Origin of the sequence: Pontibacter cellulosilyticus (genome assembly GCF_014306105.1) — a bacterium.
In the GTDB taxonomy this organism is placed as follows: domain Bacteria; phylum Bacteroidota; class Bacteroidia; order Cytophagales; family Hymenobacteraceae; genus Pontibacter; species Pontibacter cellulosilyticus.
Map to the genome: position 1 here is coordinate 529752 of NZ_JACRVF010000002.1, position 17070 is coordinate 546821.

The window sequence follows — 17070 nt, forward strand, 5'->3', positions numbered from 1 at the left end:
CTGGCTTAAAGTAAGCTGCCTCCGGCGCTAGATATTTGCAGGCAGTGCTTTCTCCGCCATTTGTTGCCGTGGTTCCCATTATACAAGCCGGGATCCGGATTCAGGATACGGCGCAAACAGATTTTACAGAAGCATTATACTTTAACCCGGCAGCAAGGCAGTAATACCTGCTGGCTAAGACGAAGCTATACAATAAAATCACTAATTATACTTTAAACAAACTTATGGAAAGCAACAGAGAAAAAATGCAGGAGTACTGGCGGCGCAATGTCCGTATTCTGTTAACGTTGCTGGGGCTCTGGTTCTCGGTATCCTACCTGTTCGGCATCCTGCTCGTGGACCAGCTCAACGAGATACGTCTGGGCGGATTTAAGCTGGGCTTCTGGTTTGCCCAGCAAGGCTCTATCTACTTTTTCGTGCTGATCATCTTTGTGTATGTGTGGCTGATGAACCAGCTGGATAGGGAATACGATGTGCACGAAGAATAAAGCTCACCTTCACCCTCTCAGCTGCAATACATGGAAATCCTAACCTGGACATACATTATAGTGGGGCTTACATTTGCCCTATACATTGGCATAGCCATCTGGTCGCGGGCAGGCTCTACAAAAGAGTTTTACGTGGCAGGCGGTGGGGTTAGTCCGCTGGCCAACGGCATGGCCACGGCCGCCGACTGGATGTCTGCAGCCTCTTTTATCTCGATGGCCGGTCTTATCTCCTTTATGGGCTACGACGGTTCCGTGTACCTCATGGGCTGGACTGGTGGCTACGTGTTGCTTGCTCTTTTGTTGGCCCCATACCTGCGTAAGTTTGGCAAATTCACAGTGCCCGATTTTGTAGGCGATCGCTATTACTCTAAAACTGCGCGGCTGGTAGCTGTTATCTGTGCCATCTTTATCTCTTTTACCTATGTTGCCGGCCAAATGCGTGGGGTGGGTATCGTGTTTTCGCGTTTCCTGGAGGTGCAGATCGAAACAGGGGTGATCATCGGTATGGTGATCGTTTTATTCTATGCTGTGCTGGGTGGTATGAAAGGCATTACCTATACGCAGGTGGCACAGTACTGCGTGCTGATATTTGCGTACATGGTGCCTGCCGTTTTTATCTCGTTAATGCTCACCGATAATCCTGTTCCGCAGATAGGTTTAGGCGGTACTTTGGAAGACGGCACTTACCTGCTCGACAAGCTGGATGGCCTACTGACAGACCTTGGCTTTTCCGCCTACACCAATGGTAGCAAGGCAACCATTGATGTGTTTTTTATAACTGCAGCACTGATGGTGGGTACAGCAGGTTTGCCGCACGTTATCGTCCGTTTTTTTACTGTGCCTAAAGTTAAGGATGCCCGTATGTCGGCGGGTTATGCGCTGGTTTTCATTGCCATACTTTATATTACGGCCCCGGCAGTTGGAGCCTTTGGTATGTATAATATGCTTAACACAACGGTTAACAAACCAATAGCCTCAATGCCGCAGTGGGTAAGCAACTGGCAAAAAACAGATCTGATCAAAATAGAGGACAAGAACAACGACGGACGTGTGCAATATGTAAAAGACCCGGCTGCAAACGAACTTGTCATCGACAAAGATATTATGGTGCTGGCAAACCCTGAAATTGCCAGGCTGCCGAACTGGGTGATTGCCCTGGTGGCGGCCGGAGGTCTGGCAGCAGCACTCTCTACGGCAGCTGGTTTGTTATTGGTTATCTCCACATCCATTGCCCACGACCTGCTTAAAAAATCGGTTATGCCGGACATTACGGAGAAGAAGGAGCTGATCGCGGCACGCATCGCAGCAACATTGGCGGTAGTGATAGCAGGTTATTTTGGTATCAACCCTCCGGGTTTTGTGGCTGAAGTAGTGGCTTTTGCCTTTGGCCTGGCCGCCGCATCGTTCTTCCCGGTTATCATCATGGGTATTTTCTCCACCCGCATGAACAAGCAGGGAGCTATTTGGGGGATGGTGGTGGGGTTGCTGTTTACCATTGGCTATATCTCCTACTTTAAATTCATCAACCCGGAAATGAGCAAGCCCGAAAACTGGTTCCTGCACATCTCCCCTGAGGGCATTGGCACCGTTGGTATGATCCTGAATTTCATCGTGTCTTTTGTTGTGTCCAGGTTTACACCGGCGCCACCGGCCCATATACAGGAACTGGTGGAGGATATCCGCATTCCGCGTGGTGCAGGTACAGCAACAGTACATCATTAATATCCTGAATAAGTAAAATTTTACGTTCCGAATAAGCCAAAAGCAAAAGCTGCGGCTGCTAAAGTGTAGTATATGAAAACAAGCATTGAACAGCTGAAGGTGTTGTTGGTAGATGATGCCCCAAGTATACTGTTGCCACTGGAGTACCTGATGCGTAAAAGCGGCTTTAATGTTTTTATTGCCCGCAATGGTACCGAAGCCATCGAGTGCGTAAACAAGGAGTTGCCGCAGGTAGTGGTGCTTGATATTATGATGCCGGACGTAGATGGCTATCAAGTATGCCAGTACATCCGGAGCAAAAAAGAAATGGAGGGAGCAAAGGTGATTTTCCTGAGTGCCAGAATGAAAGAAGTGGACATTGCCCGTGGCTACGAAACCGGGGCAGACCTTTATATACCCAAACCTTTTTCACCTCGTTTTCTGATGGAGAAGATTGTAGAATTGGCGGGCAGTTAACGTATAGATGGTGAACAACCCATAAGCCCGGCTAAAGTATAACTAACCGGCGCTTAAAGTACTTTACGAGAAAGAACTTTAACCTTAAACACCTAAACCAACCAAGCGATGACAAATTTCCAAGTAAAGACATACGAAGAGTACCAGCAGGCTTACAAGCGAAGCATAGAAGATCCTGAAGGGTTCTGGAGTGATGTAGCAAGTACCTTTACCTGGCGCAAAAAGTGGAACACAACGCTGGAATGGAATTTTGAGGAGCCTGATGTAAAGTGGTTTAAAGGCGGTAAACTGAACATTACCGAAAACTGCCTGGACCGCCACCTGAAAACCCGCGGCAACAAACTCGCCCTGATCTGGGAGCCAAACGACCCGAAAGAAAGATTTGTGCGCTTTACCTACCGCGAACTCTACGAGAAAGTGTGCCAGTTTGCCAATGTGCTGAAGAAGAACGGTGTGCAGAAAGGGGATCGTGTGTGTATTTATATGCCGATGATTCCGGAGCTGGCCTTTGCCGTGCTAGCCTGCGCGCGCGTGGGTGCTATACATTCGGTAGTCTTTGCCGGCTTCTCCGCTGTAAGTATGGCCGACAGGATTAACGATGCCGGTGCCAAAATGGTGCTTACTTCTGATGGCCTTAACCGCGGAGCCAAGCAGATACCTGTAAAGCGTGTAGTGGATGAGGCCCTGGAGACCTGCCCTACAGTTGAGAAGGTGATTGTGGTGGAGCGTTTGGGCTGGGCTGTGAACATGGTGGAGGGGCGCGATGTGTGGTACCATGATGAAGTGCAGGATGTAAGTAAAGACTGCCCTGCTGAGGTGATGGATGCGGAAGACATGCTGTTCATACTTTATACTTCAGGCTCTACGGGCAAGCCAAAAGGCGTGGTGCATACGTGTGGCGGTTATATGGTATATGCAGAGTATAGCTTCCGGAACGTGTTTCAGTACGAAGAGAGCGATGTATACTGGTGCACAGCCGACATAGGATGGATAACAGGCCACACATACCTGCTGTATGGTCCGCTGCTGTCAGGTGCTACAACATTGATGTTCGAGGGTGTTCCAACGTACCCAGACATGGGGCGTTTCTGGCAGGTATGCGATAAGTTTGGCGTTACGATCTTTTACACAGCACCAACTGCCATACGTGCGTTAATGGGAGGCGATATTGATGAAGTACTTTCCTACAGCCTCGACTCACTGCGGGTATTGGGCTCTGTGGGCGAACCTATTAATGAGGAGGCCTGGCATTGGTACCATATCCATGTGGGCAAAGAGCGCTGCCCATTGGTAGATACCTGGTGGCAAACCGAGACAGGCGGCATTATGATCTCTACGCTGGCCAACGTAACTCCCATGAAGCCGAGCCACGCTGGCCTGCCGCTTCCGGGCATAGAACCAATCTTGGTAGACAGCGAAGGCAACGAGATAAAAGAGAACGGTGTGGAAGGCTACCTGTGCATCAAGCACCCATGGCCAAGTATGATCCGGACCACATACGGCGACCACGAACGCTGCCGCCTGAGCTACTTCTCAACTTACAAGAACCTGTATTTCACCGGCGATGGAGCCAAGCGAGACCAAGACGGATTGTACCGCATTATTGGCCGGGTAGATGATGTAATAAACGTGTCAGGTCACCGTTTTGGCACAGCCGAAATTGAAGAAGCCATCAACCATAATTCTCATGTAATAGAGTCGGCAGTTGTGGGTTACCCGCACGATGTAAAAGGGCAGGGCATCTACGCCTTCGTTATCTGTAAAGACAGACCTGAGAACGACGAGTGGCTGCGTGCCGAGATTATTGAAACAGTAGTTGAGAAAATAGGCAAGATAGCCAAGCCTGACAAGATTCAGATCGTAACTGGCCTGCCAAAAACCCGCTCAGGCAAGATCATGCGCCGCATCCTGCGCAAAGTAGCCGAAGGCGACGTGTCTAACCTTGGCGATACCTCTACCTTACTTGACCCTACTGTAGTAGATGAGATTGTAGAAGGATCCTTAAGCAAAGCAAAAGTTTAGTTGATTATAGTTTAGTTGATTGTTAAAAGTCCTGCTGCATCTGTAGCAGGACTTTTGTTTTACTGCCCCTCCTAAAAACAGGAGGATACTGGCGCCAGCATCCAGCTGGTGGCGTTGGGTGTGTGCGAGTCTCCAAGCTCGCGTTACAGTTACCGTTGGTCCAACCACCCCTAACCCCTCCTTGTCTAAGGCGGGAATCTGCTATCGCCAATTCAATTTCCTTTCTCTGTAGACTTTGCTTAATCTCCCTTCACCCAAGATCTTTCCAAGATGACAAATAGGAATAGCTTCAACTATAGTGATGGAAGATGATATAGTAAGAAAAAATTCCCCGCCTTAGACAAGGAGGGGTTAGGGGTGGTTGGACCTAGTGCTGCTAACCAATAACCGACACCTTGCAAAGCCTCAACCAAACCCTTACCTTAACATCTACAAACCACTACTATGAAACCCTCCAACGCCATACAGGAACGGGTGCAGGAATTCCTAAACAAGTATCCGCCGTTTAACCTGATAATGCCTGAAAAGCTGCAGCAACTGGCGGCGCAGGTGCGGGTTTTATACTTAGAGCCGGAACAGGTGCTGTTCTCGCAAGGCGACGCAAGGCATGCATTTTTTTATGTGGTAAGGCAGGGGGCGGTAAGGTTGCTGCAGCAGGATGAGTTGCAAGAACAACGACTCGTGGATATCTGTGACGAAGGAGATGTTTTTGGAGCACGTGCCTTAATTACAAAAAACAACTATGCCTCTACAGCCAAAGCAGCAGAAGAAACGCTGGTATATGGAGTGCCCATTGCGCTTTTCGAGCCCATACTTCACGAGAATCCCGAAGTAGCCTTATACTTTGCAGCAGGTTTTGCGGCAGGGGCTTCGGTACAACATGGCCGCATGCAGGAAACCAACCAGGCCCGACGCGGACTAAAAAGTCAGCTGGGTTTGCCGTTGCCCCTGCACCTCGAAGATGTATTGGCTGTGGATACCTCGCAGAGTCTCGTTACCTGCTCACCGGAAACCTCGCTGCGCCTGGCTGCCCAGATTATGAGCGACAAAGACTCCAGTTTTATGGTAGTGGTAGATGAACAGCAAAAACCTTTGGGTATTCTTACCGATACCGACATGCGCAAACGTGTAGTGGCTGGCCATGTAAGTATAGATGATCCGGTAACAGCTATCATGTCGTCGCCGGTGGTAAGTATAAAACCAAACCCACACATGGCCGAGGCCCTGATCTCGATGATGCGGCACAAGATTAAACACCTCTGCATAACCGCTGACGGAAGTATAAATACGGTGGTGCAGGGTGTGGTAACCGAGCACGACCTGTTGCTGGCGCAGGGCAGCAACCCGGCGGTTTTGGTGCAGGAGATCCGTCAGACTAAAAGTATAGCAAACCTGCCCACATTGCGCGACCGAGCCGAAGAGCTGCTGCAAAAGTATCTGGAGCAGGAGGTAAGCATCGCCTTTGTCGCTAACATTATCACCGAGATAAACGATGCGCTTATAGTTCGGGCTTTGCAGCATGCCGAAAGTATATTAGGGGAGCCACCTTTACGCTACTGCTGGCTTAGTATTGGCAGTGAAGGCCGCGAAGAACAGCTGCTACGCACCGACCAGGATAATGCGCTGGTGTTTGAAGACCAGCATGCTGCCGGCGAAAAAGAGGCGCAAGTATACTTTCTGAAGCTGGCAACTATAGTAAACGAACTGCTGGAGAAAAGCGGGTTCGAAAAGTGTCCGGCCAACATGATGGGCAGCAACCCGAAGTGGTGCCAGCCGCTGCACACCTGGAAACAGTATTTCTATAGTTGGATACACGAGCCTACCGAAGAGGCGATCATGCACACGTCCATCTTCTTCGATTACCGCCCCGTGTACGGTGATGTTAAACTGGCCGCGCAACTAACTGATTACATTTACGAGCATATACAGCAGGAGCGCATCTTTCTGCCGTTTCTGGCCAAGCATGCGCTGCAAACCCCGCCGCCGCTTAGCTTTTTTCGCAACTTTATAGTAGAGCGCGGCGGCGAGCACAAAGACCAATTCGACATTAAACTCCGTGCCATGACGCCCCTGGTAGATGCGGCCCGCGTGCTGACCTTAGACAACCGCGTAGCCGGAATGAACAACACCTTTAAACGTTTCGAGAAGCTGGCTGAGTTAGAGCCCCAAAATGCAGACCTGTACCGCGAGGCAGCCATGGCCTACGAAATTATGATGCGCTACCGTGCCCTGAACGGCTTGCGAAACCATGACTCTGGCCGCTACCTGAACCCGCAAGAGCTGAACAAGCTGGAGCGGCAAACGCTGCGCAACACCTTTAAACCCATCAGCGATGTGCAGGAGCTACTGCAGGTGCGTTTCCAACTTAGTTATTTAGGCTGATGCTCAATTGGCTAAAAAAACTGTTTACCCGCCCAACGCAGGCTGCGCCCGATGATCCGGAGTTCTGGAAAGTATACCTCCAAAGTATAAATAACCAGCCTGCCAACAGCACACCGTTGCACGAGGCCGTGTTTGTGGTGTTTGATACCGAAACCACCGGCTTAGATACCAAAACGAATAAAGTGCTAAGTATAGGAGCCGTTAAAGTACAGGGGCAACAAGTGCTGGTGCATGATAGTTTTGAGTGCTTGGTGCAGCAGGAGGTAGAGCAGGGTAACAAGAGCCCAGAGGTGCATGGTATACTTCCCTCGCAGGTGCAGCTGGGGCTAACGGAGCAGGAGGCGCTTAAAGCGTTCTTAACTTTTGCCGGCAATGCCATACTGGTAGGCCACCACGTAAAATTCGATACCGATATGCTGAACGGAATGCTCCGGCGAAGCGGCATACAAGGCAAGCTGTATAACCGAAGTATAGATACTGCTCAGTTGGCCCAGCGCCTCGAGCGTTTCCGCCAAAGCCCCGACAGCTTCAGCCGCTCCGACTACAGCCTCGACGCCCTCAGCCAAAAGTATAACCTGCCCACCGAAGCCCGCCACACTGCCCCCGGCGACGCCTTTACCACCGCCATACTTCTGCTAAAGCTGATGGCCCTGGCTAAGAAAAGGGGGATAAGGACAGTGGGGGAGTTGGTGAGGTAGGGGAAATTGTGATGAAACTTTATACATTATTAAATATATTCAAAAGTTGCTAAGTATCAATGTTAATTATATCTGCTATGCAATTAAAAAGAGGTGTTCTAATTCTTGTGTTTTCGACAGTTGCGATGTTCGCTTTGGCAACGATTGGATACTTTGGCCATCATTATAAATTTTCGGCGGTTACTATTTTATACTTTCTCTTAACATTATACTTTCTGGGGAAGACAGCAACTTTACAGGAAAAAGTATGGGTAATATTTCTAATATTGCTTCCTCCGGCAGTTCTCTACCTGCCATTACACTTGATGAGTTTCGAAGGTACTAAGCAGTCAGTTCCAAGTTCTGCAGCACATCTTATTGGTATTGGTTCCGGCACTTTAGTAAATATATCAGGCAAATCACTGAAAGTTGGCTTAGTAACTTTGATACTGTTCCTTTGTATATGGACTACTTCAAAGGGATATGACCTTTGGCTTAACAAATTGAGTTTTGGTACATATACAGGTTCTGTTTCAGAGCAGCTGCCACAGTTTTCATTGTCAGATTCAGAAGGCAATGTTATAACGAGCAATAACTTTAATGAAAAACTTATTGTGCTGGATTTTTGGACTACAAGTTGTGGAATATGTTTTAAGAAGTTTCCTGTTTTACAGGAGAAAGCTAAACCTTACAAAAACCATTCTAAAGTTGAATTTTATGCTGTGAACATACCTGTAGCCAGAGACACCTTAGGGCAGGGACAAAGGACAATTGAGAGTTTAGGTTACTCTTTTTCCAATTTATTTGCTAGTGGAGAGGATGTAGCAAAAGCCTTTGGAGTAAGATTCTATCCAACAGTGCTTATACTTAAAAATGGGAATGAGATTGTCTACAGAGGGAGTATTGAGGGTATAGATGATGAAATCGACGATTATTTAGACTTATAAGAATAGTTTAAAACCGCTTTAGCTTAACCAAATCATAAAATGAGCCACATACTTGAAACAGAAAGGCTAAGGTTACGGGAGTTCACACTCCAGGACACAGCGTTTGTGCTAGAGCTTTTAAACAGCCCAGGCTGGTTGCAATTTATCGGAGACAGAAACGTAAAAACAGAGGCACAGGCAAAAAGCTATCTCGAAAATGGGCCGCTAGAAAGTTACCGTGTAAATGGCTTCGGGTTATGGTTAGTTGAGAAAAAAGACAACAGCCAGCCAATGGGAATGTGTGGTATATTAAAGCGAAATACTCTGAAAAACCCGGATATTGGCTTTGCGTTTTTACCCGGATTTGATGGCAAAGGCTATGCTTACGAATCTGCCACTGCAACGATGGCCTATGCAAACAATCAACTAAAATTACCAAAGATAGCGGCCATAACCATAGCTGACAATGAAAGGTCGATCAGGCTTTTAGAAAAAATAGGAATGGCTTATACCGGCACTGTTCGCTTAGCCGACGATCAGGATGAGTTGCTTTTATACTGTAACTGATCAAGTATAACCCGTATTGATTTTAGCTTAGCTTTAAACTATAAACTATGACAAGAAAAGCATTTACCGCAGAAGGGGCAGTAGCTGTAGGCCCGTATACACACGCTGTAGAAGCCGGCGATCTGGTATACCTCTCCGGGCAAACACCTATTGATGCAGCAACCGGAAAGCTAATAGAAGGCGACATTGCGGCCCAGACAGAACAATGCTTCAAAAACCTGTTTAGCATACTTGCTGCAGCAGATCTGACGTCAGACCATGTAGTAAAGGTGAATGTATTCCTAACAGATATGGCTAATTTTGCAGCCATGAATGCTGTGTATGAAAAGCATTTTACTGCTCCTTATCCGGCCCGTACCACCATAGGTGTGGCTTCGCTGCCATTAGGTGCGCAGGTAGAGCTAGAGATGATTGCCCAGAGAGGCTTATAAAGTATACTTATACTTTTGTCGTCCATACTTGCGCAGCCCTTATCTTTGCGGCAGCAAAACTAAAAGCTATGATTGACGAGACACACAACCCCTGGACCACCCTCTCCAGCAAAAATATTTACCAAAACCCCTGGATTAAAGTGCGCGAAGACCAGGTACTGAACCCGAAAGGCGGAGAAGGTATCTATGGTGTGGTAAGTATGAAAAATAAAGCCATTGGCATCATTCCCATTGATGACGAAGGCTATACTTACCTGATCGGGCAGTACCGTTACCCCCTAAACGAATACAGTTGGGAGATACCCATGGGCGGAGGCTTGGTAGAGAACGACATCCTTGAATCGGCGAAGCGTGAGCTGCAAGAGGAGACAGGCTTTACTGCTGCTAAATGGACCAACATCTGCCGGCTTCATACTTCCAATTCCGTAACCGACGAAGAAGGCTTTGTGTTTCTGGCGCAGGAGCTAACCGCCGGCGAAACCGCCTTTGAAGAAACAGAAGAATTGCATATCAAAAAAGTACCCTTTTCAGAAGCCGTGCGCATGGCCATGAATAATGAGATTACCGATGCTATCAGTGTGGCAGGTATACTAAAAGCGCATCTTCTGCTACAGCAGGAGGCAAAAGCACAGTAGTTACAGATCGCATTTTTGGGAGAAGTATAAAGTGTAAATTTAAATCGACTGATAGCTAATGCTTTATGAAAGTAGGGACAAAGTTTAAATCGGGAATAAGCATACCATCAGCCACCACAGCACGTTAATGAATTATTCTGAAACCGGATTGGTTCTTGAGAAGTTGAAGAATAAGGGAATATTATTACATTTGAGTGCATGAAAGCAATTAAATACCTCTCCCAAAGACTATACACAACCTGGTGTTGCACCTGGTTTATAGTGCCCTTTGTGGTTACCTATCCGGTACAGGCTTTCCTGATACGTAAAGAGAAGTGGTATAAGCACGTGCATAACATCAACAGAGCTTGGTCTACGGTGTTTCTGCGCATGTTCATGGCCCCGCTTATTGTGGAGTGGCGCATGAGGTTAAACCCGAAGCAGCAGTACATCTTCACGCCAAACCACAGTTCCTATCTCGATATCCCGATGATGCTGCATTCCATTCCCGGATTTCTTAACTTTGTTGGGAAAAGCTCGTTGGCAAAGGTGCCGCTGTGGGGTAAAGTATACAATAAGCTGTACATCTCAGTGGATCGTAAAAGTGCCGTAAGCAGTGCCAAAAGCTATATTAAGTCGGTTAAGTCGCTGGAACAGGGGCGTAATCTGGTAATTTTCCCAGAGGGCACCATACCGCCTACAGCCGGAGAGCAGTTGCTGCCTTTTAAAGACGGACCGTTTAAACTGGCTATTGAGAAGCAGTTGCCGGTAGTACCCGTAACCATGCCTTATAACCAACATTTCCTGCCCGACCTGGATGGGAAGCTGAAGGTAAGGTGGCATCCGCTTAAGATCGTGTTCCATGAGCCGATCGAAACAAAAGGCATGACACTGGCAGACCTGCCAATGCTGAAGGAGCGGGTTTTTAACATAATTCAAACAGAAGTAACAAAACATACAAAGACAGATGTCAACAGATATTCAGACTATCAGGAAATTAGCGCACTTAGCAAGGCTGGAGTTTAACGACGAGAAAGAGCAGGAAGTGCTGCAGGATCTGAATAAGATCCTGAACTGGGTAGACCAACTGCGCGAACTCGACACGGAAAACGTAGAGCCGCTGACGCATATGTCTGAAGAAGTGAATGTGATGCGTGAAGATGTGGCACAGAACACTATCACACACGAACAGGCGTTGCTGAACGCCCCTAAAAAAGACTCCGATTATTTCAGGGTACCAAAAGTGCTGGAATAGTCTGCTGACTAACCTATGAGCAAAATCAAATTCTGGAAAGGCTGGGATACTGACACCAAGTATCCCTATCTTTTTTTATTGCTGCTGAGCCTGCTGGCTCTAACTATTGGCGTATTCTATTACTTTGCTGGAGAGGATTACGCCTATGCCTGGGATAAGATAACAGACCTGCAGGTGGTGCCTGTGCCTGTGCACGAGGTGTCGCGGTTACTCGAAAACTTTACCCTGACGGCAGACGGATACCTACTCTTTGAGCAATATGATGTAGCTCCGCCCACCACAAATACAACGGCCGCCACGCTGTTTTTAGGATTTATAGCCCTTTCCATCGCCTTTTACACGGCAGCTATCAGTACCATGAAGCGCATTCCATACTTTGTAGGGGTGCTGTTACTGATGCTGTTCCTGGCTAGTTTCTACTTTGATGAGTTAAGCATTTTTGGTGCTGGCACCAGCCAGACAACCCTGTTGGTAAGTATAATCTTACTGGCAGCAGGAAGCTATTCTTTCCAGGCTTTTCTGCCTCAAACAAAGTTCTCGCTGCGCTTGCTTGTGATGCTGGGTATTGTAGGCATGCTGGGGGTAATTTTCTACAGCGAAGCAGATTTCTCGGCAGAGCTGGTAACGCTGCACCTGGTTAACTACAGCAGTATCGGCACGCTACTGGTTACGCTGTTGTTCATGCTCTGGGTGTCTTACGAAAACGTAAACGCCCTGCTCTGGATCAACACACAAGGTAAAACACCGGAGCGACGCTTTAGCTTGTGGCAATTTATACTTGTAACCGTTCTATACTTGTTAAACCTGCTGTTGCTGTACCTGCGCCACATCGGTTACCTGCACGCCGACCTGTTGTACATCAATGCCTATGTTATTTTGCTGCTGTCGACAATAGCTGGCTTCTGGGGTATGCGACAGCGCGAGGCGTACTACAAAAAGCTTTTCCCGTTCAGGCCAACCGGCGCGGTACTGTACCTGGTATTTGCAACCATCGCCTTCGCCAGCATAGGCTACGCATTTGCTACTGCCAATGATACGTACATTGCCCTGTTCCGAGACCTGGTGGTGTACACGCACCTGGCTTTCGGGTTTGTGTTTTTTATTTACGTGATGATAAACTTTGGCAGGCTGATTGAGCAGCGCCTGCCAGTTTACAAAGTTGTTTACGAGCCCAAGAGCTTTTCACTGGTTTCGTTCTTTATCATGGGTATTATCTTGTGTGCCATACTTATAGTGCGCACACAGTACCGTTCCTATACTTATGCCTTTGCCGGCCACTATAGCTACCTCGGCGATTTGTATGCAGCGTCAGGCAACGACATCCTGGCAGAGCGCTATTATGTAGAGAGTGATGTGTATGATGTAAACAACGTGAAAGCAAACTATAGCCTGGCAGCCCTTTACCGCAAAACCGACCAGCGCAACAACGAGATTCTTCGCTTGAAAGACGCTATCACGAAGCGGCCTAACCCAAAGCTGTATGTGCGCCTGGCTAATCTTTACGACGAAAAACAGTACTTCTTCGAAAAGCTCTATGTGCTGCAGGAGGGGATAGATAAGTTTCCGGAAAGCTCGGAGATCTATAATAACCTGGCGCTGATGTACGCGCAGACAAATGTGCAGGATAGTACCGAGTATTACTTTAACCTGGCGCAGGAGCATGCATCGGATAAAGATTTTATTTATAGCAACAGGCTGGCTTATTATACAAGGCAGGCCATGCTGGAACCTGCCCGTACGCTGCTGGACGAGTCTACAAAGGGGAAATATAAAACCCTGCGAAGCAACACAGCAGTTTTAAGGCAATTGCTTGGCCTGGACCCACGTGAGAAAGAAGCATATACACCAGATTCCCTGGAAAGCGTAGAGGACCTGACACTATTTTACAACCAGACGATAAGTAGGCTGAACAGTGGAGATACTGCCCGAATAGAGCCCATCAACCGTTACTTGTCTTCGCCGGGTAATCAGCTTTTCTTTGAAGATCTGTTATACTTAAAAGGCCTTGTACACCATTACAACGGCCGCCCACGAGAGGGGAGAAGGCTGCTGGAGAACCTGGCTTTACAAGCAGAGGCCAAAAGCGGTTACTATAGCTATGCGCTGGGGCTATGGATGCTGGAAGAAAGAAATTACAAAGCTGCTGCCTCCTATTTTAAAAGAGCAAAAGACAACGGCTACCAATATGCCTTTTTAGCGCATGGCTATGCGCTGGCACTGGCCGGGCAGCCACAAAAGGCGGTGGAGGCCCTGCAGGAGGTAGGGTTTACAGAGAATGAGGCCGCCATAGCTGTGGCACAGGACCTGATGAACGTACTGCAGCAGGATGTTTCTACTATTCTGCAGGAGGCTCCGGACAAGGATAAGGTGCAGTACATGATAGCTTTTCTGCCACAGCTCCAGAAGGAAGAAGTAAATGCACTGGTACAGGCCGTTGAAGACAAGGACCTGAAACGTAGAGCCCTGATTGCACGCGTAAACTATCTGATGGCGAAGCAAAGTTGGAAAGAAGCTTTCGATGCTATACAGGATGCATCTACAAAGTTGCAGCCTGAAGGAGAGCTACGTTCTGCATTAAATTTGCAACAACTGAGGCTTTGGCTGAATACTGGCAAATATGACGTGCTGCTAAGCAAAATGGACCAGCTATACTTAACAGACCGTGACAAGCGACAGCATTTATACTTTAAAGCCAAGGTAGCAGAGGCAAAAGGACGCACAGAAGAGGCCGCTACCAAGTATGAGCAGGCAGTTAAAATGCTGCTGTACGATGAGGAAGTGGTACTGTCTGCGGCCAACTTTTTTAATAAGCATGAGCCTAAAACTGAAAAAGCCTATAACATCCTTTTAAGCGGGATAACCTATAATCCATACGCTGCAGAACTATACAAAGCCTATGCCCTCGAGAGCGTGGAACAGGGGCTTTACAGTTATGCAGACCAGGCTAAAGAGGCGCTTCAAAGCTTGCTTCCTGCGTCAGAATATAGTACATTTATACAGAAATTAGACAAAAAGCGCCAGGAGGCTGCAGCACGCGCCGACGAGTGGCAACTATGAAATTAGCTGTATGAGCGTTATCATCGAAACTCACGATATCTCGAAGGTTTACAGAATGGGAGCCGAAACCATTCATGCCCTTAAGTCTGTGTCTATCAAAATAAGCAAAGGCGAGTATGTAGCGTTTATGGGGCCGTCCGGTTCAGGCAAATCCACGCTCATGAACATTATCGGCTGCCTTGATACTCCTAGTGGTGGGCAGTATATCCTGAACGGACAGGACGTGAGTAACATGACCGATAATGAACTGGCAGAGGTGCGCAATAAGGAAATCGGCTTCGTATTCCAGACGTTTAATCTGCTGCCGCGACAGTCGTCGCTGGAGAACGTAGCTTTACCGCTTATTTATGCCGGCTATAGCAAAAGTAAACGCACAGAAAAGGCCCAATTAGCTCTGGAGAGCGTAGGTTTGGGTAACCGGGGTAAGCATAAGCCAAACGAGTTGTCTGGTGGTCAGCGCCAGCGTGTGGCCATTGCCCGTGCCCTTATAAACGATCCTAGTATTATACTTGCCGACGAACCAACAGGTAACCTCGATTCCAAGACCTCTTACGAGATCATGGAGCTGTTCGAGAACCTGCACTCCAAAGGCAACACTATTATCATGGTAACGCACGAAGAGGATATTGCCCGCTACGCGCACCGCATCGTGCGCCTTCGCGATGGCCTTATCGAGTCTGATGTTATGAATCAAGATATCGTAACAGCATCCAAGTTACAGTCTGAACACTCACACTAAATGAAGATTTATACCAAAACAGGTGACAAGGGGACTACTGCACTCATTGGTGGTACCCGTGTGTCTAAAGCCGACCTACGCATAGAAGCATACGGAACAGTGGATGAACTGAACTCCTACATTGGTCTGGTGCGCGACCAGGAAGTAAACTATTCTCGCATGGATATTCTCAAAGAAATTCAGGACAGGCTGTTTACAATAGGTGCACTGCTGGCTACAGATCCGGAAAAATCTAAAATGAAAACCCCCGACCTGCACGAGGAGGATATAACCTTGCTGGAGCAGGAAATAGATAAGTATACTGCTGAAGTGCCGCCCCTACGCGCTTTTGTGTTGCCTGGTGGACATCAGTCGGTGTCGTTTTGCCACGTGGCCCGCTGCGTTTGTCGCCGTGCTGAGCGGCTGGCAATAAGCTTGCAACAGGTGTCGGAGGTAGATAATTTAATAGTTAAATATTTGAACAGATTATCTGACTATCTGTTTGCACTTTGCCGTAAAATGACGCAGGAGCTTAATGCCGAAGAGATCACTTGGAAACCCCGCGTCTGATACCAAATGAAAGAACCAAACAAACCTACTATGTCATTAGACCTACTATCGATACCAGCCGAGTGCGTCACCCAATCACGCATTTCGGAGCTGGACTATAACAACATTGAGTTCGGTAAAATATTCTCAGACCACATGCTGGTGGCCGATTACAAAGACGGTGCGTGGCAAACGCCGCAGATCATGCCGTATGGCAACATGTCTTTGAGCCCTGCAACATCAGCGCTGCATTATGGACAGTCTATTTTTGAGGGCATGAAAGCCTATAAGGCTGCAAACGGAGATATACTTTTGTTTAGGCCGCTGGATAACTTCAGACGTCTGAATATATCTGCAGAGCGCATGTGCATGGCTGAGCTGCCGGAGGATATCTTTATGCAAGGCTTAGAGCAACTGCTGCGACTGGATGCCGCATGGGTGCCGCCAACTTCAGGCTGTGCATTATACATCCGTCCGTTTATGTTCGCTACCGACGATTTTATCGGTGTTCGCCCGTCCTCTAGCTACAGGTTTACGATTTTCTCATGTCCGGTGGGTGCTTATTATGGACAGCCATTGAAAGTAGCCATTGAGCCACATTACGTACGTTCAGCTGAGGGAGGCGCTGGTTTTGCCAAGGCAGCAGGTAACTATGGTGCAGCACTTCTACCTGCCCGCAAAATGCAGGAGAGAGGCTACCACCAGCTTATCTGGACAGATGCCAAAGAGCATAAATTTATTGAGGAGTCTGGCACCATGAACCTGATGTTTGTGATCGACGGAAAGCTAATTACGCCTCCGGCCAGCACAACAATCTTAAAAGGCATTACAAGAGACAGCGTATTGCAATTGGCCCGTGACTTTGGCTACACAGTAGAAGAGCGTAAGGTATCTGTAGATGAAATTGTAGAAGCCCACAAAGCTGGTAAGTTGCAGGAGGCATTTGGTACAGGTACAGCCGCTACTATTGCCCAGATTGCTACTATCCACTACAATGGCCAGGACATGGACCTGCCAGCTATAGAGAACCGTGAAATATCGAACAGGGTAGCTACTGAACTGGATAAAATTAAAACAGGTCAGGCACCTGACAAGCACAACTGGGTGTATCGTATCAGCCTGTAAAGTATAAAGTATAGTATAAAATGCTGGAGTATAAGCCTTAAGTTTATACTTCAGCATTTTTGTTGTTTAAAACAAAGTATA

General features: G+C 47.8%; 16 protein-coding genes. All 16 read left to right on the forward strand.

Annotated features, from left to right (window positions below; translation table 11 throughout):
* Nucleotides 1–224: 224 nt before the first annotated feature.
* The 16 genes from H8S84_RS10015 to H8S84_RS10090 all read left to right on the forward strand — a co-directional run bounded on the left by H8S84_RS10015 (nt 225) and on the right by H8S84_RS10090 (nt 16989).
* Nucleotides 225–488, forward strand: coding sequence for a DUF4212 domain-containing protein (locus H8S84_RS10015; RefSeq protein WP_187067175.1), 264 nt, complete (start codon nt 225–227; stop codon nt 486–488).
* 30 nt (nt 489–518) lie between these two features.
* Nucleotides 519–2210 (forward strand): sodium:solute symporter family protein, encoded by a 1692-nt coding sequence (locus H8S84_RS10020; protein ID WP_187067176.1) that lies wholly within the window; start codon nt 519–521, stop codon nt 2208–2210.
* A 72-nt stretch (nt 2211–2282) separates the two neighbouring features.
* A complete protein-coding gene (locus H8S84_RS10025) occupies nt 2283–2666 on the forward strand; it encodes a response regulator transcription factor (RefSeq protein ID WP_187067177.1) in 384 nt (127 codons plus the stop codon).
* 108 nt (nt 2667–2774) lie between these two features.
* The gene (acs, locus tag H8S84_RS10030; RefSeq protein WP_187067178.1) at nt 2775–4688 is read left to right on the forward strand and encodes an acetate--CoA ligase; all 1914 of its coding nucleotides are present in this window, start codon (nt 2775–2777) and stop codon (nt 4686–4688) included.
* A gap of 444 nt (nt 4689–5132) precedes the next feature.
* Nucleotides 5133–7070, forward strand: a complete 1938-nt coding sequence (locus tag H8S84_RS10035; protein WP_187067179.1) for a DUF294 nucleotidyltransferase-like domain-containing protein — start codon at nt 5133–5135, stop codon at nt 7068–7070.
* Nucleotides 7070–7768: a 3'-5' exonuclease gene (locus H8S84_RS10040; RefSeq protein WP_187067180.1), complete on the forward strand. Its 699-nt coding sequence runs from the start codon at nt 7070–7072 to the stop codon at nt 7766–7768. The genes H8S84_RS10035 and H8S84_RS10040 overlap by 1 nt, the downstream gene beginning before the upstream one ends.
* A 77-nt stretch (nt 7769–7845) precedes the next feature.
* The gene (locus tag H8S84_RS10045) at nt 7846–8694 is read left to right on the forward strand and encodes a TlpA family protein disulfide reductase (protein WP_187067181.1); all 849 of its coding nucleotides are present in this window, start codon (nt 7846–7848) and stop codon (nt 8692–8694) included.
* A gap of 39 nt (nt 8695–8733) precedes the next feature.
* Nucleotides 8734–9240, forward strand: coding sequence for a GNAT family N-acetyltransferase (locus tag H8S84_RS10050; protein WP_187067182.1), 507 nt, complete (start codon nt 8734–8736; stop codon nt 9238–9240).
* A gap of 47 nt (nt 9241–9287) precedes the next feature.
* Nucleotides 9288–9671 carry a RidA family protein gene (locus tag H8S84_RS10055; RefSeq protein ID WP_187067183.1) on the forward strand — a complete coding sequence of 128 codons (384 nt, stop codon included), beginning with the start codon at nt 9288–9290 and terminating at the stop codon, nt 9669–9671.
* 68 nt (nt 9672–9739) lie between these two features.
* The gene (locus H8S84_RS10060) at nt 9740–10306 is read left to right on the forward strand and encodes an NUDIX domain-containing protein (protein WP_187067184.1); all 567 of its coding nucleotides are present in this window, start codon (nt 9740–9742) and stop codon (nt 10304–10306) included.
* 198 nt (nt 10307–10504) lie between these two features.
* Complete coding sequence (locus H8S84_RS10065) at nt 10505–11311, forward strand: lysophospholipid acyltransferase family protein (protein WP_222621627.1); 807 nt, start codon at nt 10505–10507, stop codon at nt 11309–11311.
* On the forward strand, nt 11253–11540 hold the full coding sequence (gatC, locus tag H8S84_RS10070) for an Asp-tRNA(Asn)/Glu-tRNA(Gln) amidotransferase subunit GatC (RefSeq protein ID WP_187067185.1): 288 nt from the start codon (nt 11253–11255) through the stop codon (nt 11538–11540). The genes H8S84_RS10065 and gatC overlap by 59 nt, the downstream gene beginning before the upstream one ends.
* A 15-nt stretch (nt 11541–11555) precedes the next feature.
* A complete protein-coding gene (locus H8S84_RS10075) occupies nt 11556–14597 on the forward strand; it encodes a tetratricopeptide repeat protein (RefSeq protein ID WP_187067186.1) in 3042 nt (1013 codons plus the stop codon).
* A gap of 10 nt (nt 14598–14607) precedes the next feature.
* Nucleotides 14608–15336, forward strand: coding sequence for an ABC transporter ATP-binding protein (locus H8S84_RS10080; protein WP_187067187.1), 729 nt, complete (start codon nt 14608–14610; stop codon nt 15334–15336).
* A complete protein-coding gene (locus H8S84_RS10085; protein WP_187067188.1) occupies nt 15337–15885 on the forward strand; it encodes a cob(I)yrinic acid a,c-diamide adenosyltransferase in 549 nt (182 codons plus the stop codon). It abuts the gene before it with no gap.
* A gap of 30 nt (nt 15886–15915) precedes the next feature.
* Nucleotides 15916–16989, forward strand: coding sequence for a branched-chain amino acid aminotransferase (locus H8S84_RS10090; protein WP_187067189.1), 1074 nt, complete (start codon nt 15916–15918; stop codon nt 16987–16989).
* Nucleotides 16990–17070 lie beyond the last annotated feature (81 nt).

Bases quoted from the DNA above. Each gene is read 5' to 3' on its own strand.
- H8S84_RS10015 (WP_187067175.1), top strand. From the start codon at position 225: ATGGAAAGCAACAGAGAAAAAATGCAGGAGTACTGGCGGCGCAATGTC.
- H8S84_RS10020 (WP_187067176.1), top strand. From the start codon at position 519: ATGGAAATCCTAACCTGGACATACATTATAGTGGGGCTTACATTTGCC.
- H8S84_RS10025 (WP_187067177.1), top strand. From the start codon at position 2,283: ATGAAAACAAGCATTGAACAGCTGAAGGTGTTGTTGGTAGATGATGCC.
- acs (WP_187067178.1), top strand. From the start codon at position 2,775: ATGACAAATTTCCAAGTAAAGACATACGAAGAGTACCAGCAGGCTTAC.
- H8S84_RS10035 (WP_187067179.1), top strand. From the start codon at position 5,133: ATGAAACCCTCCAACGCCATACAGGAACGGGTGCAGGAATTCCTAAAC.
- H8S84_RS10040 (WP_187067180.1), top strand. From the start codon at position 7,070: ATGCTCAATTGGCTAAAAAAACTGTTTACCCGCCCAACGCAGGCTGCG.
- H8S84_RS10045 (WP_187067181.1), top strand. From the start codon at position 7,846: ATGCAATTAAAAAGAGGTGTTCTAATTCTTGTGTTTTCGACAGTTGCG.
- H8S84_RS10050 (WP_187067182.1), top strand. From the start codon at position 8,734: ATGAGCCACATACTTGAAACAGAAAGGCTAAGGTTACGGGAGTTCACA.
- H8S84_RS10055 (WP_187067183.1), top strand. From the start codon at position 9,288: ATGACAAGAAAAGCATTTACCGCAGAAGGGGCAGTAGCTGTAGGCCCG.
- H8S84_RS10060 (WP_187067184.1), top strand. From the start codon at position 9,740: ATGATTGACGAGACACACAACCCCTGGACCACCCTCTCCAGCAAAAAT.
- H8S84_RS10065 (WP_222621627.1), top strand. From the start codon at position 10,505: ATGAAAGCAATTAAATACCTCTCCCAAAGACTATACACAACCTGGTGT.
- gatC (WP_187067185.1), top strand. From the start codon at position 11,253: ATGTCAACAGATATTCAGACTATCAGGAAATTAGCGCACTTAGCAAGG.
- H8S84_RS10075 (WP_187067186.1), top strand. From the start codon at position 11,556: ATGAGCAAAATCAAATTCTGGAAAGGCTGGGATACTGACACCAAGTAT.
- H8S84_RS10080 (WP_187067187.1), top strand. From the start codon at position 14,608: ATGAGCGTTATCATCGAAACTCACGATATCTCGAAGGTTTACAGAATG.
- H8S84_RS10085 (WP_187067188.1), top strand. From the start codon at position 15,337: ATGAAGATTTATACCAAAACAGGTGACAAGGGGACTACTGCACTCATT.
- H8S84_RS10090 (WP_187067189.1), top strand. From the start codon at position 15,916: ATGTCATTAGACCTACTATCGATACCAGCCGAGTGCGTCACCCAATCA.